The 20,408-nt window shown below is 60.0% G+C and carries 19 protein-coding genes; 13 read left to right on the forward strand and 6 right to left on the reverse strand.

All coding sequences use genetic code 11. The annotated features are described in order from the left end of the window. From repA to AB8B31_RS23730, 9 genes are all read left to right on the forward strand, one after another. On the forward strand, positions 1 to 1,194 hold a 1,194-nt coding region (repA, locus tag AB8B31_RS23690), incomplete at its 5' end, for a plasmid partitioning protein RepA (protein WP_018245756.1). A 4-nt stretch (positions 1,195 to 1,198) separates the two neighbouring features. Next, entirely contained in the window at positions 1,199 to 2,200 is a 1,002-nt protein-coding gene (gene repB / locus AB8B31_RS23695; RefSeq protein ID WP_018245755.1) for a plasmid partitioning protein RepB, read from the forward strand. Between the two features lie 154 nt (positions 2,201 to 2,354). Beyond that, positions 2,355 to 3,659: a plasmid replication protein RepC gene (gene repC / locus AB8B31_RS23700; RefSeq protein WP_018245754.1), complete on the forward strand. Its 1,305-nt coding sequence runs from the start codon at positions 2,355 to 2,357 to the stop codon at positions 3,657 to 3,659. A gap of 113 nt (positions 3,660 to 3,772) precedes the next feature. Beyond that, the gene (locus AB8B31_RS23705) at positions 3,773 to 4,657 is read left to right on the forward strand and encodes a dihydrodipicolinate synthase family protein (RefSeq protein ID WP_018245753.1); all 885 of its coding nucleotides are present in this window, start codon (positions 3,773 to 3,775) and stop codon (positions 4,655 to 4,657) included. Between the two features lie 7 nt (positions 4,658 to 4,664). Beyond that, complete coding sequence (locus AB8B31_RS23710; protein ID WP_018245752.1) at positions 4,665 to 5,342, forward strand: GntR family transcriptional regulator; 678 nt, start codon at positions 4,665 to 4,667, stop codon at positions 5,340 to 5,342. 55 nt (positions 5,343 to 5,397) lie between these two features. Continuing rightward, a complete protein-coding gene (locus tag AB8B31_RS23715) occupies positions 5,398 to 6,726 on the forward strand; it encodes an ABC transporter substrate-binding protein (protein WP_018245751.1) in 1,329 nt (442 codons plus the stop codon). Beyond that, positions 6,726 to 7,664, forward strand: coding sequence for a carbohydrate ABC transporter permease (locus AB8B31_RS23720; protein ID WP_018245750.1), 939 nt, complete (start codon positions 6,726 to 6,728; stop codon positions 7,662 to 7,664). Before AB8B31_RS23715 ends, AB8B31_RS23720 begins: the two co-directional genes overlap by 1 nt. Continuing rightward, positions 7,664 to 8,479: a carbohydrate ABC transporter permease gene (locus tag AB8B31_RS23725; protein WP_003550140.1), complete on the forward strand. Its 816-nt coding sequence runs from the start codon at positions 7,664 to 7,666 to the stop codon at positions 8,477 to 8,479. Before AB8B31_RS23720 ends, AB8B31_RS23725 begins: the two co-directional genes overlap by 1 nt. An 18-nt stretch (positions 8,480 to 8,497) precedes the next feature. Continuing rightward, positions 8,498 to 9,451 (forward strand): sugar kinase, encoded by a 954-nt coding sequence (locus tag AB8B31_RS23730; protein WP_018245749.1) that lies wholly within the window; start codon positions 8,498 to 8,500, stop codon positions 9,449 to 9,451. Positions 9,452 to 9,529: 78 nt separating this feature from the next. Here AB8B31_RS23730 and AB8B31_RS23735 read toward each other — a convergent pair whose 3' ends face one another. The 3 genes from AB8B31_RS23735 to AB8B31_RS23745 form a co-directional block, all read right to left on the reverse strand. Then, positions 9,530 to 10,375, reverse strand: coding sequence for a carbohydrate ABC transporter permease (locus AB8B31_RS23735; protein ID WP_020572890.1), 846 nt, complete (start codon positions 10,373 to 10,375; stop codon positions 9,530 to 9,532). Positions 10,376 to 10,380: 5 nt separating this feature from the next. Next, positions 10,381 to 11,319, reverse strand: coding sequence for a carbohydrate ABC transporter permease (locus AB8B31_RS23740; RefSeq protein ID WP_018245747.1), 939 nt, complete (start codon positions 11,317 to 11,319; stop codon positions 10,381 to 10,383). A gap of 87 nt (positions 11,320 to 11,406) precedes the next feature. Further along, complete coding sequence (locus AB8B31_RS23745) at positions 11,407 to 12,654, reverse strand: ABC transporter substrate-binding protein (RefSeq protein WP_018245746.1); 1,248 nt, start codon at positions 12,652 to 12,654, stop codon at positions 11,407 to 11,409. A 573-nt stretch (positions 12,655 to 13,227) separates the two neighbouring features. Between AB8B31_RS23745 and AB8B31_RS23750 the strand changes: the two genes are divergently transcribed. Beyond that, positions 13,228 to 14,262 (forward strand): LacI family DNA-binding transcriptional regulator, encoded by a 1,035-nt coding sequence (locus AB8B31_RS23750; protein ID WP_018245745.1) that lies wholly within the window; start codon positions 13,228 to 13,230, stop codon positions 14,260 to 14,262. Positions 14,263 to 14,281: 19 nt separating this feature from the next. Here AB8B31_RS23750 and AB8B31_RS23755 read toward each other — a convergent pair whose 3' ends face one another. Next, entirely contained in the window at positions 14,282 to 15,217 is a 936-nt protein-coding gene (locus tag AB8B31_RS23755) for an alpha/beta hydrolase (RefSeq protein ID WP_018245744.1), read from the reverse strand. Next, positions 15,214 to 16,362 carry a Gfo/Idh/MocA family protein gene (locus tag AB8B31_RS23760; protein WP_018245743.1) on the reverse strand — a complete coding sequence of 383 codons (1,149 nt, stop codon included), beginning with the start codon at positions 16,360 to 16,362 and terminating at the stop codon, positions 15,214 to 15,216. Before AB8B31_RS23760 ends, AB8B31_RS23755 begins: the two co-directional genes overlap by 4 nt. Before the next feature lie 278 nt (positions 16,363 to 16,640). Here AB8B31_RS23760 and AB8B31_RS23765 point away from each other — a divergent pair, with 278 nt between their 5' ends. Next, positions 16,641 to 17,459, forward strand: coding sequence for a sugar phosphate isomerase/epimerase family protein (locus AB8B31_RS23765; protein WP_018245742.1), 819 nt, complete (start codon positions 16,641 to 16,643; stop codon positions 17,457 to 17,459). 92 nt (positions 17,460 to 17,551) lie between these two features. Here AB8B31_RS23765 and AB8B31_RS23770 read toward each other — a convergent pair whose 3' ends face one another. Beyond that, positions 17,552 to 18,313: a DeoR/GlpR family DNA-binding transcription regulator gene (locus AB8B31_RS23770; RefSeq protein ID WP_018245741.1), complete on the reverse strand. Its 762-nt coding sequence runs from the start codon at positions 18,311 to 18,313 to the stop codon at positions 17,552 to 17,554. A gap of 245 nt (positions 18,314 to 18,558) precedes the next feature. Between AB8B31_RS23770 and AB8B31_RS23775 the strand changes: the two genes are divergently transcribed. Together AB8B31_RS23775 and AB8B31_RS23780 are read left to right on the forward strand one after the other, a co-directional pair. Further along, on the forward strand, positions 18,559 to 19,359 hold the full coding sequence (locus AB8B31_RS23775; RefSeq protein ID WP_018245739.1) for a class I fructose-bisphosphate aldolase: 801 nt from the start codon (positions 18,559 to 18,561) through the stop codon (positions 19,357 to 19,359). A 3-nt stretch (positions 19,360 to 19,362) separates the two neighbouring features. Then, complete coding sequence (locus tag AB8B31_RS23780) at positions 19,363 to 20,304, forward strand: PfkB family carbohydrate kinase (RefSeq protein ID WP_018245738.1); 942 nt, start codon at positions 19,363 to 19,365, stop codon at positions 20,302 to 20,304. Positions 20,305 to 20,408: the final 104 nt, after the last annotated feature.

Here is a 20,408-nt window from a genome sequence, read left to right on the forward strand (position 1 = left end):
ATGCAGCCGAGTCTTGCTGTTCAGGACGATCAAGAGCACCTCCCATCGCTTCTGGCAACAGATGCGAAGGAGTTATCCTATCAACTTCAGCAGCATCAGGCAAAAATCTTCCCCCCGCTGTCGCAAAAGACGATCAGAACATTTTCGCCGGCGGAAGCTGCTGCCTTTATCGGCATCGGAGAAGGTTATCTCCGCCAGGTGGCCGCCGACGGCCATGGGCCCGATCCGCTCGCAAACGGACGGCGGCTTTACAGTGCAACGGATATGGATCGCATTCGCCGGGTCCTCGACGAGCGAAACGGAACGCCGAAATATGTGCCGGCTCGCAGGCCGGGCGAGAAGCTCCAGATCATCTCCGTCATGAATTTCAAGGGCGGCTCGGGCAAGACCACCACTGCGGCCCATCTGGCGCAGTTCATGGCGCTGCGAGGCTACCGCGTGCTCGCCGTCGACCTCGATCCGCAGGCCTCCTTGTCCGCCTTGTTCGGTCATCAGCCGGAGTTCGACGTCGGAGAGGGCGAAACGATCTACGGTGCGATCCGATATGAGGAGCCGCGCCCCATCGCCGACATCGTGCGCGCCACCTACACGCCAAATCTCCATCTCATTCCGGGCAATCTCGAGCTGATGGAATTCGAGCACGAGACGCCGAAGGCGATGGCGTCGGGGACGGCGGAGACGATGTTCTTTGCCCGCATCGGCGAAGTCCTGACGGAGATCGAAAGCCTTTATGACGTCGTGGTTATCGACTGCCCGCCACAGCTGGGTTTCCTCACGATGTCGGCGCTCTGCGCTGCAACCTCGGTCTTGATCACGGTCCACCCGCAGATGCTGGATGTCATGTCGATGTCGCAGTTTCTGACGATGACGAGTGAGCTGATGTCGGTCGTCGAAAAGGCTGGCGGACGTACCAGCTATGACTGGATGCGCTATCTCGTGACCCGGTTCGAGCCGAACGACGGACCGCAAAGCCAGATGACCGGCTTCATGCGGGCGATCTTCGGCAATCGAATGCTGCACAATGCCATGGTGAAATCGACGGCGGTCGCCGATGCCGGCGTCACCAAGCAGACTCTCTACGAGGTCGAGCGGTCGCAGTTCACACGCGGAACCTACGATCGGGCGCTGGAATCCCTCAACCTCGTTAATGGCGAGATCGAGGCGCATATTCGCTCGACCTGGGGAAGGAAATAGATAGATGGCGCGCAAGAACCTCATCGAAATTTCCGCTCCGAACCCGGAAAGGATGGACGCGGTCGCACCACGCGACAATCGTCCGATCGCCGGATTCGTGCCGCAGGAGCGCAGTGCTGCGCCTGTCGGCGGCATTACGAAAACGCTCGGCAACATTACCGAGAAAATGGAGCGTGCGAGTGAACTGGAACGGCAGCTTGCCACCGGCCAGACCATCGTCGAACTCGATCCCGGCCTGATCGACGCTTCCTTCGTCAGCGACCGATTGGCGATCGATGCGGCCGAACTCGCACAGCTCGTCGAGCAAATCCGTGAGCACGGGCAGCAGGTTCCGATCCTAGTCCGCCCACATCCCGAAACCAGGGGACGCTACCAAGTCGCCTATGGCCATCGTCGCCTGGCTGCCGCCCGAGAAATCGGCATCAGGGTGCGCGCGGTCGTCCGCGATCTCACCGACGGTCAACTGGTCGTCAGCCAGGGACAGGAAAACAGCGCTCGAACCAATCTCTCCTACATCGAGCGCGCGCTCTTTGCATCGCGGCTCGAGGAACGCAGCTTTGGCCGCGATGTCATTATGGCGGCTCTCGGCGTGGACAAGGCGGCGCTGTCGAGAATGCTGATCGTCATACGACAGGTCCCCCTGAGGCTCGTCAACGCCATCGGTGCGGCACCTGATATCGGCCGCCGGCGATGGTTGGAATTGGGCGAGCGGCTTGAGAAAGCCGACGTCGAGAAGATCATCGCGGAGTTGTCCGCGGACGACACGCGCAAAATTTCGAGCGACGAGCGGTTTCAGCGGGCACTCGTTCTGGCAACGAAGAAGACGGCTGCGCCGAAGCCGGCGGTGGCCAAAACCCAGGTTACTGGCGTGCCTGTCATGATCAAGAAGACAGTATCCGGTGCGACCTTCGTCTTCGACGGCAAGATCGCGCCCGGTTTCGATCAATTCGTCCAGGAACGGCTGAAGGGCCTGTTCCAGGAGTTCAACAAGGACAGAGGAGCGTAGAGCGCAAAAGAAAAAGGCCCCCAACGACGCCGTCGTGGAAGCCCTTCTCAGATCTTAAGCACATCGAGAATCGCATTTCCACGAATCACAGTCAAGCGTCTTAGGCACCAAATTGGTGGATGGTTTTCTTTTGCCTGAACGAAGGTGAAGGCAAATGGAGAGTGGATATGTGACGACGCCCTTCGGGCGGCGGCCGATGTCGCTTGGCATGCTGGCAAGTCAGCAATTGGCCGAGACCATCGAGCCGGGAATGAAGCGCAGCAAGTGGAAGCTGTTCAGGGCGATCTGTGAGGCGCGGCCGGCGCTCGGCGTGACCGATCGGGCGTTGACGGTGCTCGATGCGCTTTTGACCTTCTACCCAGACGACGAGATTTCCGAGGAGAAGGGCCTGATTGTCTTCCCGTCGAATGCGCAGCTGTCGCTGCGTGCTCGCGGCATGACGCCGGCCACCCTCAGGCGGCATCTTGCCGTCCTGGTCGACGCCGGCCTGATCCTGCGCAAGGACAGTCCGAACGGAAAGCGCTATGCGCGCCGCGATAGGGCAGGGGCCATCGGCGAGGCCTTTGGCTTCAGCGTCGCGCCGCTTCTGGCGCGTGCGGTCGAGATCGAAAGCCTGGCCGCCCAGGCGGTTGCCGACCGGGAACTGTTGCGGGTGACCAGGGAACGCCTGACGGTGGGCCGGCGCGATGTCTCCAAGCTGATCGCGACGGCTATCGAAGAAGGGGTTTCCGGTGATTGGGAAGGCATTTCGGCGATGTTTCGAACGCTCCTTGCCCGGATTCCGCGCGTGGCGACCGCAGAAGAACTGGCACCGTTGCTTGACGAGATGGGGCTGCTGCGTACCGAGATCGTCAACGTGCTGGAAAGACGGATAAAAACGAAAAAAATAGACGCCAATGAGTCTCAAATTGAGCGTCACAAACAGAATTCAAATCCCGACTCCACTTATGAACTTGAACCAAGCTTCGAAACGAAGCAGGGCGAAAAGGCAGCAGCCGATGATGAACCGAACGCCGGGCCGCCGGACGAGCGAAGATTGAAACAGCCGAAGCTGTCCGGCGGGATGGGCAACAGGGCGGGAGGCGCGGTCGATCCAGGGGCCGGGCCAAGCCTGAAATCCTTCCCGCTCGGCCTCGTCCTCCAGGCCTGCCCCAGTATTCTCGACTACGGGCCAGGCGGAACCATCGGTAACTGGCGAGACCTGATGTCGGCCGCCGTCGTTGTCCGCTCGATGCTCGGCGTCAGTCCCTCGGCCTATGAGGAAGCCTGCTCCGGTATGGGGCCGGAAAACGCCGCAACCGTGATCGCCTGTATCCTGGAAAGGGGAGGGCACATTAACTCGCCCGGTGGTTACCTCAGGGATCTGTCCCGAAGGACCGAAAGGGGCGAGTTTGCAATCGGCCCGATGCTGATGGCGCTCGTTCGGGCGAACGGACCGGCAGCAAGGCACGCCAGTTGATCGTAAGGAAGCTACGGCCGCGACAATCGCGTAACGAGGCGGTGTGTAATCACCTCTTTACAGCTAACATGTTAGTCTGCTACGTCTGACGCGGTAATTGGGAGGAAGCATAGTTGACACAGAAATTCGGGCTCTCGGTCGCGCTTGCGACACCGTTCGACAGCAATGGCGATATCGCGATCGAGGCGATGATCGAGCAGGCGCGGCGCAGCCTCTCGGCCGGATGCTCGAGCGTTACGTTGTTCGGGACGACGGGTGAAGGCTCTTCCATCGGAACGCAGGAACGTGAACGTGTCTTCGCTTCCATGCTTGATAGCGGGATAGCAGCAAAGCAAATCATCGTCGGCGTGCTGGTCGACGCGGCAGAGGATGCCGCGATGCTGGCAGGTCACGCGCTTTCCAAAGGAGCCCGAAATATCCTCCTTGCTCCCCCTTCCTATTTCAAGAACGTGAGTGATGACGGCGTCTTCCAGTGGTTTTCGGCTGTATTCGCCATCCTCGGCGACAAGGCGCGAGACATTATCGTCTACAACATTCCCTCGCTCACCATGGTTCCGCTGACCGTATCGTTGATCGCCCGGCTGCGGACCGCCTTTCCCAACATCGTTATCGGCGTCAAGGATTCCTCCGGCGACTGGCCTTTCACGGAAGCACTATTGAAGGCGCATGGCGATCTCGTCATCCTGGTGGGGGACGAACGTCACCTGGCGAGGGGCGTGCGGCTTGGCGGCCAGGGTGCGATCTCCGGCATGGCGAATTTCGTGCCACGCGAGGTCAAGCTGATGGCGGAGGAAGGCATGGACGATTCCCGCATCGAGGATTTCGTGGAGGAACTGCTGAAATTTCCGGTGACTGCGGCCGTCAAAACCATGGTCACTCACGTGACGTCGGATGAAATCTGGCTTGCGGTTCGTCCGCCACTCGTCTCAATATCCGCAGAAGGGCAGGCGCAACTCTTTCGTGCCTTCGATACTCTTTTCCGCTCGAAAGCGGCATAGGGCGGACATGTTTCTGGGAGAGGCGATGGACGGAACCGACGAGCAGCCGACACTGCGGGAAAAGGCGTATGAAAGCTTCACACGCCACCTTCTTGCGCGTGATGTGCGCCCCGGCCAGTTCGTTTCGCAGCGTCGCCTCGTCGAGCTGACGGGGCTGACGCTTGGCGCCATCCGCGAACTTATCCCGAGGCTCGAAGCCGAAGGGCTGATCAAGACAGTGCCCCAGCGGGGTTTGCAGATCGCTCATATCGACCTTAACCTCATTCGCGAGGCGTTTCAGCTGCGCGTCTTCCTGGAGAAGGAAGCTGTTGCGCTTTTCACCCGCTCCGCGTCTGACGAGACGATCGCCAAGCTTTTGAAACAGCATCGGGATATTGCCGATGCCATTCGAAACGGCGATGGATCGCACGAATTGGAAGTGCACGCGCAAGCTGTCGATTGGGGCATGCACGACGCCTTTATCGATGCTTTAGGAAATACCATCATCTCGAACGCCTACCGGGTGAACTCGATCAAGATGCGCCTGATCAGTCAGGATCGTTTTCGCATCGATGGTCACGTCGGACCTGTCATGGGCGAGCACCTCAAGGTGCTCGAGGCAATCGAACGACGATCGGCGGAGGACGCCGTCAACAGCCTTGTCGCACACATCAATCATGCAAGAGATCGTGCGCTCAGGATATAATCGGAAATAAACAGCCGGGGGTGAGGAGATCGCCGGCAAAAGGAGGAGGAATCACATGTCATCGTTTTTAAATCCGACGAGACGCGGCTTTCTGGCGGGTACGGCCGCTTTTGGGGCCAGCAGCATGCTCGGCGTGCGGCTGGCATCGGCTGCGGTCGATTGGAAGCGCTTTGCCGGCACGACGCTCGAAGTCAACCTGGTCAAGAGCCCTCGCAGCGAAATACTTCTGAAGTACCTGCCTGAATTCGAGGAGCTCACCGGCATCAAGGTCAATGCCGAAGCGACTCCCGAACAACAGCAGCGTCAGAAGACGACCATCGAGCTGAGCTCCGGCAAGCCGAGCTTCGACGTAGTGCACATGAGCTATCATGTCCAGAAGCGGCAGTTCGAAAAGGGCGGCTGGCTTGCCGATATCAGCGGTTTCCTCAAGGACCCCTCTCTGACCGACCCGTCTCTGGTTGAAAGCGACTTCGCCGAAGCCGGCCTGACTTTTGCCAAAGATCCGGACGGCGTTCTGCGTTCGCTTCCATTCTCGGTCGATTACTGGATCATCTATTGGAACAAGGCGCTGTTCGAGAAGAAGGGGCTTGCCTACCCGACGACGTTCGAAGAACTCGCCAGTGCTGCGGAGGCGCTCACCGATCCTTCCACCAACACCTACGGTTTCGTCGCCCGCGGCCTGAAGAACGCCAATACGCCGGTCTGGACGTCGCTGCTGCTCGGTTATGGTTCGAGCCCGCTCGGCCCTGATGGCAAGCTGCGCACAACATCGCAAGAAGCGATCGATGCGGCCAAGCTTTACCAAAGGCTGATGACCAAGACCGCCCCTCCCGGCGTCTCCGGCTTCAACTGGGCCGAGGCGCAGTCGGCCTTCCTGCAGGGCAAGATCGGCATGTGGCTGGACGGCGTCGGTTTTGCGCCGCCGATCGAGAATCCGGAAAAGTCACGCGTCGTCGGCCAGGTCGGTTACGGCATCATGCCGAAAGGTCCGAAGGCACAGGCCGCAGGCACCTTCGGCGACGGGCTTGGCGTCGTCGCGGCAAGCCAGAAAAAAGAGGCCGGGTACCTCTTCTGCCAATGGGCGATTTCGCATGAAATGGGCGCACGTCTGCTGCAGGCCGGCGCCGGCGTTCCTTTCCGCCAGTCTGTCCTCGAGGATGCGAAAGTCCGTGAAGGTGTCAAGATGCCGAGCGCATGGCTTGATGCCGTCGTCGGTTCCGGCAAGATCTCGAAGCTCGCGCTGCCGGTCATCATTCCGGTCACCGAGTTCCGTGACGTTTATGGCGTCGGTCTTACCAACATGATCGGCGGCGCCGATCCTGAAACCGAACTGAAGGCAGCGACGGCACAGTTCGAACCCGTCCTGGCGAAAAGCGAGGGATAATGGCCTCGACAAGTATCGAAACGACCGCAGTGGCCAAGAGGTCGAAAGGAAGGAGCAAACCGGATCGGTTTGCTCCCAACTACTGGCCCTTTGTCATCCCGGCGCTCATCGTCATAGCCGCGGTCATCGTCTTTCCATGGGTGTTTACTGTGTGGATGAGCGTCAACAGCTGGACGCTCGGCCAATCGCAGGTCTTTGCTGGGCTGGACAATTACGCGCGCCTCGCCACCGACATGCGCTTTTGGGAGTCGCTGTGGCATACGGTGCTCTATACGACGCTCTCGGTGGTGGTTCCCCTTTTTCTGGGGACGCTCGCGGCGCTGATCTTCGATGCTCAATTTCCACTGCGCGGTCTTATACGCGGCATATTCGTGATGCCGATGATGGCGACACCGGTCGCCATCGCACTCGTCTGGACGATGATGTTCCATCCGCAGCTCGGCGTCCTTAACTATCTCCTCTCCTTCATCGACATCGGCCCGCAGGAGTGGATCTATAATCAGAGCAGCGTCATCCCGTCGCTGGTGCTGGTCGAGACCTGGCAGTGGACGCCGCTTATCATGCTGATCGTGCTTGGCGGTCTGGCGGCGGTTCCGCGCGAGCCCTATGAAAGTGCTGAAATCGACGGAGCCAATGTCTGGCAGAAATTCCGCTATCTGACGCTGCCGATGATCGCGCCGTTCCTGATGATTGCCGTGATTATCCGCAGCATCGATGCGGTGAAAAGTTTCGACATCATCTATGCCATGACCCAAGGCGGCCCCGGCACGGCGTCGGAGACGATCAACATCTATCTCTACAACACGGCTTTCGCCTACTACGACATCGGCTATGGCTCGGCCATGGCGGTTGTCTTCTTCATCCTCATCGTCCTGCTCTCCTTCGTCCTTATGATGCTCCGGCAGCGCGTAAATTGGTCGGACGGGGAGGCACGCTGATGAAGCGCAAGACACTCGATCGCATCGGACTGCTGTTTGTTGCTTTGGTGATGATCTCGCCTGTCGTCCTGTTCTTCCTCTGGATGATCTCGCTGTCGCTGAAATATGAGATCGACAACGGCGCCTATCCGCCGATCTTCATTCCGGAGCGCTTGGCCTGGTCGAACTATCTGAAGGTCTTCGAAGAGAACAACTTCTTCCTCTATCTCTGGAATTCGGTGCTGGTGACGGGTGCGGCCACGCTTCTGGCGCTGCTGATCGGCGTGCCCGCCGGATATGGCATCGCGCGGCTGAAGGCGGAGAAGTCCGCGATGGTCATCATGATCGCGCGCATGACGCCCGGCCTTTCTTTCCTGATCCCGCTCTTCCTGCTGTTCCAGTGGCTGAATCTGCTCGGCACGCTCATGCCGCAGATCATTATCCATCTCGTGGTCACCGTGCCGATCGTCGTGTGGATCATGATCGGTTATTTCGAGACGACGCCGATGGAGCTGGAAGAGGCTGCAAGCATCGACGGCGCAACACCCTGGCAGGTTTTCCGGCTGGTCGCCTTGCCGATCGCAAGGCCGGGCATCGTGGTCGCCTTCATCCTGTCAGTCATCTTCTCGTGGAACAACTTCGTCTTCGGCATCGTGCTCGCCAGCCGCGAGACACGCACGCTTCCGGTCGCAGTCTACAACATGCTCTCGTTCGAGCAGGTCAGTTGGGGTCCGCTGGCGGCGGCGGCGTTGATTGTCACCTTGCCCGTGCTGATATTGACGGTGTTTGCGCAACGGCAGATCGTGGCGGGCCTGACGGCCGGGGCCGTCAAGTGAGCGGGTGAGACAACGGTTTTGACGACTTCTGCCTTCGATCCGCCGCCCGGTCAGGCGCGCCGCGTTTTGTGTGTCGGCGCGGCGGTTATGGACACGTTGTTTCGCGTGCGCTCGTTACCGACCGGCCAGGGAAAAATTCTGCCTTACGATATGCTGCAGATTGCCGAAGGCATGGCATCGAGCGCCGCCTTTGCGGTCGCCCGGCTGGGCGGCCATGCCAGCCTCTGGGGCGCAGTCGGCGGTGACGCCACCGGCGACCGCATCATCGCCGACCTCAGCGACAGCGGCATAGACACGAGCGGCATGGTGCGTGTGGCAGGCGCCCGCTCGGCCGTCTCGACGATCCTTGTCGATGACCAGGGCGAGCGCTTGATCGTGCCTTTCTACGATGCCGGCCTGCACGAAACGGTCAAGCCGGTCACAATACAGGACGTTTCTGCTTTCGATGCGGTGCTGGTCGACGTCCGGTGGCCGAAGCTTGCTCTGCGGGCGCTGTCGGCGGCCCAAGAGGCGGGCAAGCCGGCCATTCTCGATGGTGACGTTGCAGGCGATGGCGTGATCGAGATGCTGGCACCGGCCGCCAGCCATATCGTGTTCTCGCAGCCGGCCGCCGAACGGCTTGTCGGGACAGCCGAGCTGTTGAAGGTCGTCGGCGTTCTGAAGCGAAAGTTCGAGCATGCCTTCATCAGCGTCACGGCTGGCGAAAATGGCTGCTTCTGGTTCGACGACCGAACCGGCGAAATTGTCCATCTTGCCGCTCCGAAGGTGAGGACCGTCGACACGCTCGCGGCCGGCGATATCTTCCATGGTGCTTTTGCGCTGGCTACTGCGGAAGGCTTGCCGATCGAAGAGACGATGCGGTTGTCATCCATGGCGGCAGCACTCAAATGCCAGGTATTCGGTGGACGTATCGGTGCGCCCACCAGAGCCGAAGTCTGCGATGCCCTGCGGGATTGGAGCGCTGGGCGGTAGTCGTGGCGGGCAGGCAGATCGGAGAAGTGATCTGCCTGTAGTATGCGTTCTCAAAGCCAGTTTAGGATCAGCGCTGCATCAGCTTTTGACCGAGCCGGCGGTCATGCCTGCCAGGAAGTAGCGTTGAGCGACCAGGTAAAGGACCAGGAGGGGAAGCGAACCGAGCACGCTCATCGCCATCATCTCGTTCCACTCGAAGGCGTGCTGGCCCATCAGAAGCTGGATGCCGATCGGAACGGTTCTAAGATCCATCGATTTCGTCAGCGTCAGCGCGAAGAGGAATTCGTTCCAGGCCAGCAGAAACGTGTAGACCGCCGTGGCGACGATCCCCGGGATCGAGACCGGAACGATGACGCGCCAGAGCGCCGTCCAGCTCGAGCCGCCGTCGACAAGGACGGCCTCGTCCAGCTCTTTCGGCAAGGTGTTGAGATAGCCTGTCATCAGCAGGACGGCATAGGGCAGTGTGAAGACCATGTAGGTCAGGATCAGCGCCAGATAGGTATCGAAGATCCTGAAGGCGACCACCATTCCGAAATAGGGGATGAGAAGGGTGATCGGCGGAACGGTCTGGGTGCTGATGATGAAGATGTTCAAGGTGTTCTTGAACCGGAACTGATAGCGGCTGAAGCCGTAGGCGGTCACGATGGCGACGACGAGGGTCAGGCAGGTGACGACGCCGGCAACGAAGTAGCTGTTGATGAAGAACCGCACTTTCACCGGATCGTTGAAGATCGTCAGATAGGCGGCCACCGTAAAATCCTGCGGAAAAAGCCGCGGCGGAAGGGCGAAGATTTCCGTATTCGATTTCAGCGAACTGAAAAACATCCACACGATCGGAAAGGCCGAAAAGACCAGGCCGATCCCCAGGCCGAGATAGGTCAGGATGGTCGGCAATACCGAGCTCTTGAAGGAACGCTTTGCCATGGCGATCACCTGCGCTGCTGGTGTTTGATGTAGAAGTAGGTGACGCTCATCGAGATGATGAGGATGATCATCGCGCTCGCCGAAGCCAACGAGAATTCGTACTGGGAGAAGGCGAGCTTGTAGGTGAAGGTGGAGAGCACTTCCGTCGAATAGATCGGCCCGCCGCCCGTCGTCATCCAAACGAGTGGAAAAACCTGCATCGTCCAGATGAAGTCGAGAAGCGCGATGCTGATGATGATCGGCATCAACTGCGGAATGGTGATGTACCAGAATTTTTCGAGTTCGTTGGCGCCGTCGATACCGGCTGCCTCGTAAAGCTCCTTCGAAATGCCCTGGAGGCCGGCGAGCAGGCTGACCATGTAGAGCGGATAGCCTGCCCAGATATTTGCGAAGGTCAAAGCGTGGATGGCTGTGCGCGTGGACGAAAACCACTCGACCTTGAAGTTGATGATATGGAGCGCCATCAGCACGCTGTTGACGACGCCGTTGGGGTCGAGCAGCAGGCGCCAGATGATGGCGATGATGACGGCCGTGAACAGCCAAGGCAGGATGAAGAGCACACGCAGGATGCTCCGGATGAGCGGATCGACGCGATTGGTGTTCAACAGCAGCGCGAAGGCCAGGCCGATGATGAAGTGGAAGACGACGCTCATGATCGTGAAATAAAGCGTCTGCACCACCGACTGCCAGAAGACCGGATTCTCGAAGATGGTCAGATAATTCTGCACCCCCGCGAAGGCAGCGTCCTTTTTCATGATGGCGCCGTCCATCAATGAATATTTGAAGACCATCACCATCGGGAACAGCATCAGCAGAACAAGCAGCAGGGTCGCCGGCGAAACGTAGAAATACGGCACCAGCTTCCTCAAGGTGCTGTAACGAAGCCATCCTTTTCTTGGCGCTTTGGCGTGCGCAGCGACCAGAGCCGGAGCGGAATGATTCATGAGCTGTGACTTCCATTCTGCCGAGATTTGACGACTGCACCGGCAGCGCCAGGGCGCGCTGCCGGTGATCCGTGAAAGCGACGTGCTTTAGAACTTTGCGAGCCACGCCTTCTGGGTATTGGCAGCCGCGTCCTTGGCTGACTGCCCCCCATCGAACATCTTTTGAACTTCGACGTTCATGTCGCGCATCAGCTCTTCGGCGACCGGAAGGCCGACGAATTCGTTGGCAGGATAACCGCTTTGGAAGATTTTGAAAGCTTCCGCGAAAATCGGGTCCGAGGCCACGAAATCCGGCTTGGCGTGGACGTTGCCGGGGAAGGCGTTGGCAATCGAGACCAGACGGCCGTTGACGTCAGGGCTCATCAGATATTCGACGAGCTTCCAGGCCTCTTCCTTGTGCTGGCTGCCTTCGCTGATGCCGATGCCCCAGGACGCATAGGGCATGCCGCGCTTGCCGGTGTAGCCGTCAGTGGCCGGCAAGGCTGATATGCCGAAATTGAGCTTCGGATTGCGCTCGCGGATGAGGGTCACATGGGCGAGGGAATCCACCATCATGCCGACGCGGCCGTTGACGAATTCCTCGACCTTGTCCTGTTCCTTCTTGGCGAAAATGCCGGGAGAAATAACGCCTTCTTTATTGAGGGAAGCGATATAGTCGAGCGTTCCGACAACAGCGTCATTTTCGAGGTCAGGCTTGCCGTCCTTTAGCATCGAGGCGCCGGAGGCCCAGACCCAGGACATCACGTCGTTCTGGATTCCGCTCGGAGATTGCAGCGAGAGCGGCAGAACCCAGCCATACTGGTTCTTCGCGGCGTCGGTCATCTTCTTTGCGGCGTCTGCAAATTCCGTGCGGGTCGTCGGCAGCTTGTCGACGCCGGATGCCTTGGCGATATCGAGGTTCACGAAGACGGGATAGACGAAGGATGCGAGCGGGAACATCACGCTCTTGCCATCGACCTTGACGATATCGGTGATCTGGCTCTTGTCGTACTTGGCCTTCTCCATCAATTCGTCCATCGAGGCGATTGCGCCCTGCTTGGCGAGCCCGTTTACCCAGGCACCATCCAGCCCCACTACGTCGCTCAGCGTTCCCGAGGCGGCGCCGACGACGATCTGGTCACGCGTCGTGGCATAGGGACCGCTGACCAGCGTCACCTTGATGCCGGGATTTTTGGCTTCGAAATCGTTCATAATGCCGCGCAAGGCGCCGGACGGCATTTCGGGTTCCCACCATTGAATGAATTCGATGGTGGTGTCGGCAAACGCGGATGTGGCGCAGAGCGCCCATACCGCTACGGCAGCCCGCATGGTCACGCCGAATTTTCTGATATTCATCTGTGCCTCCCAAAGATTGTCAGTTAATCGATCCTCCTCAAGATCGTAGGCAAAGTAGGTTCCCTGAAGCCCCCATCTGTCAATGAAGAACTGTGATCGGGAAAGGATGGGAGGCTGGCATTCACGAAGTCGGTTGAGTTAAATCATTGATAGAAAATAATAAAATTGATTGACATCATCGGTATTTTTCTGCAGCATTTGTGTTGCTTGTGACGCATTTTTTCTTTACTTTCGTAAACAAATGAAAGTTTACCCAACAAAATGAAAAGAGTGGCGCCCGGCAGTCTTCACTGTAAATTTTCGAATTTAGGCGCTGAAACAAGCGCCTTTTGCAACCACGCGGCGCAGACTGCGCAAGTCGCAGATGAAGGGAACATTTCGATTTTCGAAAGGAGGGGATGGCCCGCACCAAAATGACGGATCACGCCGGCTTACGTGTTGGTTTTCGACGATTCCGGAAAACGAAGTTCACCCTGTACAAATTGCCGAATGCGTGATTTGGCGCGTCAGTGGACCTGCCGTTGAGTGAGAAATCATTCCTGACCAGTTGTCGTCCCGCCAATAAGGAATTGAATGGCCAAGAAAAGCTATAAATCGATGGATGACTTCGCAACCGCCGCCGGCGTATCGCGTCCGACATTGTCGAAATATTTCGATGATCCCTCGCTGATCAAGGAGGTCACCCGCAAGCGTATCGAGGCGGCTCTCAAGAAGTCGAATTTCGAGCCGAACCTTTTCGCGCGGCATCTCAATCGCAAGCGGACCAGGAATATCGGGATTCTGGTCCCGACCATGTCGGATCCCTTTTATGTGCAGGTGGTGTCGCTGATCGAGCTGGAGTTGCGCGAAAAGGGTTTCTGGCCCGTCCAGATATCTTCGCACACGCGGCCAGAGCTGGAGGCGGAGGCCGTGCGGACCCTGCTCTCGCTGAAGGTTGCAGGTGCGATCGTGGCGCCGCTCGGGGCCGGTTCTCGCCGTTCTGCGCTGGAAAGACTAAGCGACGCAATCCCCGTCGTCTGCTTCGACAACCCTGCCAGCGCTGACCTTCCTTATGTCGGCAACGACAACGCGCAAAGCATGGCAGCCATTGTGCAATATCTCTGCCGATCCGGTGAGCCACCGATATTCCTGGAAATTCCGCATTTGACGGAAAATGCCGGCGAGCGGCAGGCGAGCTACCGCGCGACCATGGCGAGGGAAGGGCATTCCCCGCTCGTCATTGATTGCGACGCACCACCTTCCTGGGAATTCGAGCGTCTCGGATACGAGCAGATGCAGAGAATTCTTGCGAATGGCGGTCTTCCCGGCAAAACGCTGCTATGCGCCAACGACCGCTTCGCTTTCGGCGCGATGGCAGCCGCATTCGCTTCGGGACTGAAAATCGGCCGGAGCGACGCTTGTGACGTACGCATCGCCGGGCACGACGATCACCCGCTGAGCCGATATACCTGTCCGTCGCTGACGACCATGGCCCAGAACGCGCCCGAGATCGCGGCGAAATCCGTGGAGCTTTTGCTGGCGCACATCGAGAGCGAGGATGATGGGACGACCCCTGTGACCAACAGGGTGATCCTCGAGGCGACGCTTGTTATGCGCGACTCGGCTTGAGACTGGGCGGGTTCCCGCTTCAACGGGCAAGCGCAGGGTCCATGGCGCGCCATGCCATTGCAATGGCTTCGAGGGCCTCTTGCCCCTCCGGAATGGCCCGTCTCTTTGATACGAAGCCATGGATCTGTCCGGGCCAGGTCTGGCTTGTGGCCTGCGCTTCCAAGCTCAGCCGCTCGGCATAGGCCGCCCCTTCGTCAAATAGTACGTCGTATCCGGCAAGGATCACGAAGGCTGGCGCCACCCCCGCCAGCGACGCTGCGCTGAGCGGCGAGGCGCGCCAATCCGCCCCGCTCGCGGCTTCCGGCAGATAGTGGTCTCGGAACCATTTCATCGCCGCGGCCGTCAGACCGAAACCCTCCGCATAACGCAAGTAGCTGTCGCTTGCCTGCGACTGGTCGGTCACTGGATAGATCAACACCTGTCCGATGACAGCCGGCACCTGTCCGTCCCGCGCCAGGAGGGCGACGACGGCGGCCAGATTGCCGCCGGCGCTATCGCCGGCGACGATAATCCGCAAGGGATCGATGCCGAGGGCATCAGCTTGATCGGTCATCCAGACGAGTGTTGCGGCGCAATCATCGATCGCGGTCGGAAAGGGGTGTTCCGGGGCCAGGCGATAGTCGGGTGAAACCACGACGGCGCCTGCCATATTGGCAAGCGTCCGGCAGATATCCTCATGGGTTTCCGGCGCGCCGATCACAAAGCCGCCGCCATGGAGATAAAGCAAGGCCGGTGCACCCTGGCGCGGCGCGGCCCGACCGCGCCATATCTTCAACCTGATGGCGCCCACATGGCTTTCCAACATCTCGGCCACGTCCTCGAGTGGCCACTGGATGTCTGCGAAACTGTCCAGATACTGCAGCCGCGCCTGCGCCGGGGTGCAACTTTCCACCGGCGTTTCCGGATCGCCCGGCCAGGCAAGGGCGCGTTTGGCGGATTCGTCCAGTTGCGTCATGCCAGCAAGCTCCTTGCTTCGTCTTCCCGCAATTCTCTTGGCTGTGCGACGATACCCGCAATAGTCTGCGCGATACCGGTTTCACCTGCACGCAGGATCGCTTCCATGACTTCGAGCACATGCAGGGCGAGATCGCCCGAAGCGCGTGGCGCACGGCCTTCGATGATTGCGCGCGCGAGATCGGCAAGGCCAAGCATGCGGTAGTTGGCACGATCCGGCGCTGCGATCGGCCAGTTGACGGCACCGAAGAGTTCGGCTGATGTATCCGTTTCCTGCCAGGGAGCGCCACGGCTGGAGAGTCCGACGGAGCCGCCGAAATTGTCGGGGTCGGGCAGGCGCAGCGAGCCTTCGGTACCGTGGAGCTCGATGGGGTGGTTGGAGTGGCGGAAGACGTCCCAGGAACTGCCGAAGGTGCACGTGGCGCCGCAATCGAATTCAAGCAGCGAAAGCACGCTGGTCGGCGTGCCCACCCTGAATGTGGTGCCCTGTTTCGGCCCCTCGGCGGTGATGAGCCGCTCTTCCTGCCCGCTTGTGGCGACGGCCTGCACACGGCGGATCGGCCCCATCAGATTGACCATCATCGTGAGATAGTAGGGTCCCATATCCATGACCGGGCCGGCGCCGGCCTGGTAGTAGAAGCTGGGATCCGGATGCCAGTGCTCCATGCCGCGCCCCATCATGAAGGCTGTTCCGGTCACCAGCTTGCCGATGGCGCCGCCTTCCATCTGCCGCCGGGCATGGCGTCCGGCCGCTCCCAGGAACGTGTCTGGCGCCGAGCCGAGCATGAGGCCCTGGCCGGCGGCGGCATCCACCAGCCGGCGTCCTTCCGCGGCCGTGACGCCGAGCGGCTTCTCCGTGAAGACATGCTTGCCTGCCGACAGCGCCCGCATCGAAACGTCAAAATGCGCAGCCGGGATCGTCAGATTGAGGATCAGGTCGATGTTCTTGTCGTCAATGAGGCTATCGACGTCAGCTGCCCGCAGATCGAATTCCGCCGCGCGGCGCTTGGTGGCATCTGCGTTGAGGTCTGCACAGGCGACGATTTCGACGTCGCGGAACAGCGGCGCGTTGCGCATATAGGCGAGCGAAATATTGCCGCATCCCACAACGCCTATCCTGAGTTTCATACCATTGGTCTGTGTCATCGAAGAACCTGATTTTGCCGTTGCGGTGTGAAGGGTTGAGGTGCGTTACATTTTAATCGCAAGGAATAAAATATATTGACGCACGGTAACATTTGACCGTAGGTAATGGCAAGACGTGGCGTCGCAATCCCCGCTGAAGAGCCCGCCGTTCCGGTGTTCGGCCGCCTCTCCGGGCGGAAGGGGTTTGGCAAGGCCGGCGAAGCCACGGGGATTGCTCGCGCAGGGAAGCCGCCGGCTTCGGTACCGGCTGTCATCAACGAATAGGTCAGGACCGAGACATGAAAAATGCTGAGCTGCAGATCGGCTGCCAAACATTCACCTGGGAGATGCTGGGTACCGGTTGGAGCGGCGGTCCGGACGATCTGGTGCGCGCCATTGCCGATGGCGGATATGCCGGTATCGAAATCACCGACACGATGATCGGTCACTACGCGCTCAAGCCTGCCGACTTTGCCCGCACCCTGACGGATGCCGGTTTGGCGCTGGTTTCCTTTGCCTTCGGCTCCGCCAGCGGCTTCACCATGGCGGAAAAGATTGCCTCCGATCTCGACGCGGCGCGGCGATGGGTCGATTTCGCGGCGAACTTTCCCGGTGCGATGGTATCGATGGGATCGGCGACGGTCGTCTCGGATGGTCCACTCGATGAGAAATTCGCCATTGCGGCCGAGTGCTACAATCGTGCGACCGAGATCGGACAGTCGGCTGGCGTCGCCGTTGCGGTCCATCCTTCCTCGCACCACAACACGCTCCTCTTCACCCGCAACGACTATGATCGCCTCTTTGCTCTCTTGGATCCAGGCGTGGGTTGGGTGCCGGATACCGGCCATATCCTGCGTGGCGGCCAGCAGATCGGCGATACGCTGGCGGCCCACCGGGACCGGATCCGCTACGTGCATCTGAAGGATGTTGACGCCGGCGGGACCTGGGCGATGCTGGGGGAAGGCGTCTGCGACGTGCCTGCCGTGATTTCGGCCGTTCGGGATGCGCCGAACTTTATCGGCTGGATCGTGGTCGAGGAAGAATCGGACCATGCCGGAACCGATCCTGCCGCGGCCGTTCGCGCGAACCGCGAGACCCTTCGACGTCTGGGATTTTAGCCCTTCTCGTATTCCATGGCGTCGGCCAAAGCCATCCGTCGACGCCAAAGCCTCTCCTGTCTCTCTTGTAAATTGGAGAGGTGGACTGCAGGTCACGCGTAGCGAACCTCCACGCCCAGCTTGTCCAGCCGGTGGCGAATGCTGTGCGGCATGTTGCTGTCCGTGATGATCAGGTCGACGCGCGATAGCGAGAAGGCTTTGGAGGAGGCGCCGATGTCAAATTTGCTCGAATCCGCCACGAGGACGACACGCCGGGCCATGCGAACCAGGTTGCGCTTGGTTCGCGCAATATCCTCGGAGACATCGACGACGTCGAAGGCCTGATCGATCGCGTGGGCGCTGACAAAGGCCTGGTGGGCGACGAGGCCGCCGACCGCCTTGTCGGAGTCCGACACAATCGTGCTCACGGTGCTGGGAAATACGCGGCCGCCGATCATGTGCACGTCGAGCCCTGGACGGTACATCAGATGCTGCGCGATGTTCATCGCCGTCGTCGCAACCACGACGTTGTTGACCGGGGGCATCTGCATGGCCACTTGCAACAGCGTCGAACCGCTGTCGAAGACGATTGACTGATTGTCGATGATCTGCCGCGCAGCCATCTGGGCGATGCGTCGCTTCGCATCGAAATTGCGCTGCATGCGTTCCTCAAAGGCCGCCGCTGGCGAGTCGGACGGCAGGGCGATTGCCCCGCCATGTGTTTTGATCAGTTGCTTCTTCGCGTCCATGATTTCGAGGTCGGAGCGGATCGTCACTTCCGAGACCTCGAAGAATTCCGCGAGCTGGCGGGTGCGTGCCTGACCGACCCGTTGAAGTTCCAGCATGATCTGCTGCCGCCTCTGCTCTGCAAGCATTTGTGATCCCGACCTGTCGCCTTTTGCGACCATATGACTTTTGAAAAACGAAAGTTCGCCGCCTTATCCTACGGCTCTTGCTGCAAAAATAGCCGCATGATGACGAAAATGCACGTCAAAAATTCATCATCCATGTAAAAACGAAAGAAATCGAAATATTGAATATTTGTTTGTTTTCGAGTTAGGGTTTCTTCAGCATCGGCGCCAGCAATCGCAAAGCCGGCAATCACGAAGGAAGTATCGCCATGGGTCTCGGAACCAAAGTCCGCCTCGCACGCCTGTTCTCGAACCCATCGGGTCATCTGTTCGGAGGCGCCGTCGATCATTTTGTCGGTTATGGCAATGTGCGTGAGGGCGGGCTTGCCGACCTGCCGGGTGCGCTCAGACGCGTCATGGCGGGGGGACCCGACTACATCAGCATCCAGCCTGGCGCGGCGCGCCACCTCTGGTCGGAATATGCCGGAAAGGCAGCGCTCGTCATTCAGGGTGGTTGCTTCACCGCTGACGACCGCATTCGCCAGCTTATTGCGACCCCGGAAGACGCGGTGCGCTATGGTGCGGACGCTCTGGCTGTCGCCATTCCCGTGCGCGGCGCCACCGAAGGAGAATATATCCGCTGGCTCACCGATACGGTCAACGCCGCCGCCCGCTTCGAGATGCCGGTCGTTGCTCATGTCTATCCCCGTGATTTCTCCGACGGCGGCAAGATCGTGTTCACCCCGGATGAGATTGCCTATGCGGTGCGCATCGGATTCGAGGCCGGAGTCGACGTGATCAAGGTCGGCTATACCGGCGATTTCGAATCCTTCCGCGAGACCGTTGCGACCTGCCCGATTCCGGTCGTGATCGCCGGCGGCCCCAAGACCGAAACGCTGCTCGGAGCGCTCGTCCAGACCTCGGAGGCATTGCGCGCTGGAGCCAAAGGTGCGGTCGTCGGTCGCAACCTTTGGGGCCACGGCGATACGACCATGGCTGCGCGTGCCTTCAAGTTCGTCATTCATAAAGGCATGACGCCGGAGGATGCGCTGGCGGCGGCCGGTGCTTGAGACGTGTCGCGCCCTTTCCAGGTTCTGGGCTTCGGCGCCCTGGCAATCGATGACATCATCTATGTCGATCGGGGGCTGACGGCCGGCAAGGGAAAAGTGATTAAGCGTGCCACGGACCATGGCGGCAACGTGGCGACGGCCCTGGTTGCCGCCGCCCGGCTTGGTGGGCGGGCCGGCTTCATAGGCTGGCTCGGCGATGAGCCAACGGCCGATGTGGCGGGTAGCGAACTCGAGCGGGACGGCGTCGACATATCGCTGGCTCCCCGCCACGCTGATGCCGCGCCAATCCGCTCCGTGATCACGGTCGGTCCCGACGGCGCCCGGTTCATCGCTTATGACGACGATGTGCTGCACGGGACATCCGATGCACTGCCCGACGATGTTCTGATGCAGGCCCCGGTCCTGCTGATCGATGGCTATGCCACGCACGCGGAAAGTGTCGTGGCGCGCGCACGCGCCCTGGGTCTGGCCGTGATTGCCGATATCGAATGGACGGTCGGTGCCGCGACAGACCGGATCCTGGCTTTTGCCGATCATCTGGTGCTGCCGCTCGCCTTTGCGCAGGAATACACCGGCGAAGGTGATCCCACGATGATCCTGGAGAAGCTCTGGTCCGGGGATCGGTCCGCGGTTGTCCTTACTGATGGCGAACGAGGAACCTATCTCCGCCAGAAGGGCGATACCGTCAGGTGGCATGTGCCGGCCTATCAGGTTCAGGCGGTCGATACGACCGGCGCCGGTGATTGCTTTCACGGTGCCTACGCCCTTGCCCTCGCTAGGGGTAAGCGCCCGCTTGATTGCGCTGCCTATGCCACGGCGGCGGCCGCCATTTCCGTGACCGCACGGGGAGGGCGCCGAGGCCTGCCGGATCACCGGACGTGTCTGGCATGGATGGCGGCGGAGAATGCACCTGCGCCGCTCCCGATGTCGGGATGCCAAAAGTGAGCGCAGGTGTGACCGGTGTCGACACTGGTCGACCGGCCGAGCGGTGCGTCGCTGATCTGCAATTGAAGCGCCTTGCGAGATCTATTGACAGTCATGGCGTTGGC

This window comes from Rhizobium sp. 62_C5_N11_2 (assembly GCF_051811185.1).
In the GTDB taxonomy this organism is placed as follows: Bacteria; Pseudomonadota; Alphaproteobacteria; order Rhizobiales; family Rhizobiaceae; genus Rhizobium; species Rhizobium leguminosarum.

Coding starts and splice junctions, on each gene's coding strand:
- AB8B31_RS23750 (WP_018245745.1), top strand. CDS start 13,228: ATGGCCAAGAAAAGCTATAAATCGATGGATGACTTCGCAACCGCCGCC.
- AB8B31_RS23720 (WP_018245750.1), top strand. CDS start 6,726: ATGGCCTCGACAAGTATCGAAACGACCGCAGTGGCCAAGAGGTCGAAA.
- AB8B31_RS23755 (WP_018245744.1), bottom strand. CDS start 15,217: ATGACGCAACTGGACGAATCCGCCAAACGCGCCCTTGCCTGGCCGGGC.
- AB8B31_RS23740 (WP_018245747.1), bottom strand. CDS start 11,319: ATGAATCATTCCGCTCCGGCTCTGGTCGCTGCGCACGCCAAAGCGCCA.
- AB8B31_RS23710 (WP_018245752.1), top strand. CDS start 4,665: ATGTTTCTGGGAGAGGCGATGGACGGAACCGACGAGCAGCCGACACTG.
- AB8B31_RS23765 (WP_018245742.1), top strand. CDS start 16,641: ATGAAAAATGCTGAGCTGCAGATCGGCTGCCAAACATTCACCTGGGAG.
- AB8B31_RS23725 (WP_003550140.1), top strand. CDS start 7,664: ATGAAGCGCAAGACACTCGATCGCATCGGACTGCTGTTTGTTGCTTTG.
- AB8B31_RS23745 (WP_018245746.1), bottom strand. CDS start 12,654: ATGAATATCAGAAAATTCGGCGTGACCATGCGGGCTGCCGTAGCGGTA.
- AB8B31_RS23760 (WP_018245743.1), bottom strand. CDS start 16,362: ATGACACAGACCAATGGTATGAAACTCAGGATAGGCGTTGTGGGATGC.
- AB8B31_RS23715 (WP_018245751.1), top strand. CDS start 5,398: ATGTCATCGTTTTTAAATCCGACGAGACGCGGCTTTCTGGCGGGTACG.
- AB8B31_RS23775 (WP_018245739.1), top strand. CDS start 18,559: ATGGGTCTCGGAACCAAAGTCCGCCTCGCACGCCTGTTCTCGAACCCA.
- AB8B31_RS23735 (WP_020572890.1), bottom strand. CDS start 10,375: ATGGCAAAGCGTTCCTTCAAGAGCTCGGTATTGCCGACCATCCTGACC.
- repB (WP_018245755.1), top strand. CDS start 1,199: ATGGCGCGCAAGAACCTCATCGAAATTTCCGCTCCGAACCCGGAAAGG.
- repC (WP_018245754.1), top strand. CDS start 2,355: ATGGAGAGTGGATATGTGACGACGCCCTTCGGGCGGCGGCCGATGTCG.
- AB8B31_RS23770 (WP_018245741.1), bottom strand. CDS start 18,313: ATGCTTGCAGAGCAGAGGCGGCAGCAGATCATGCTGGAACTTCAACGG.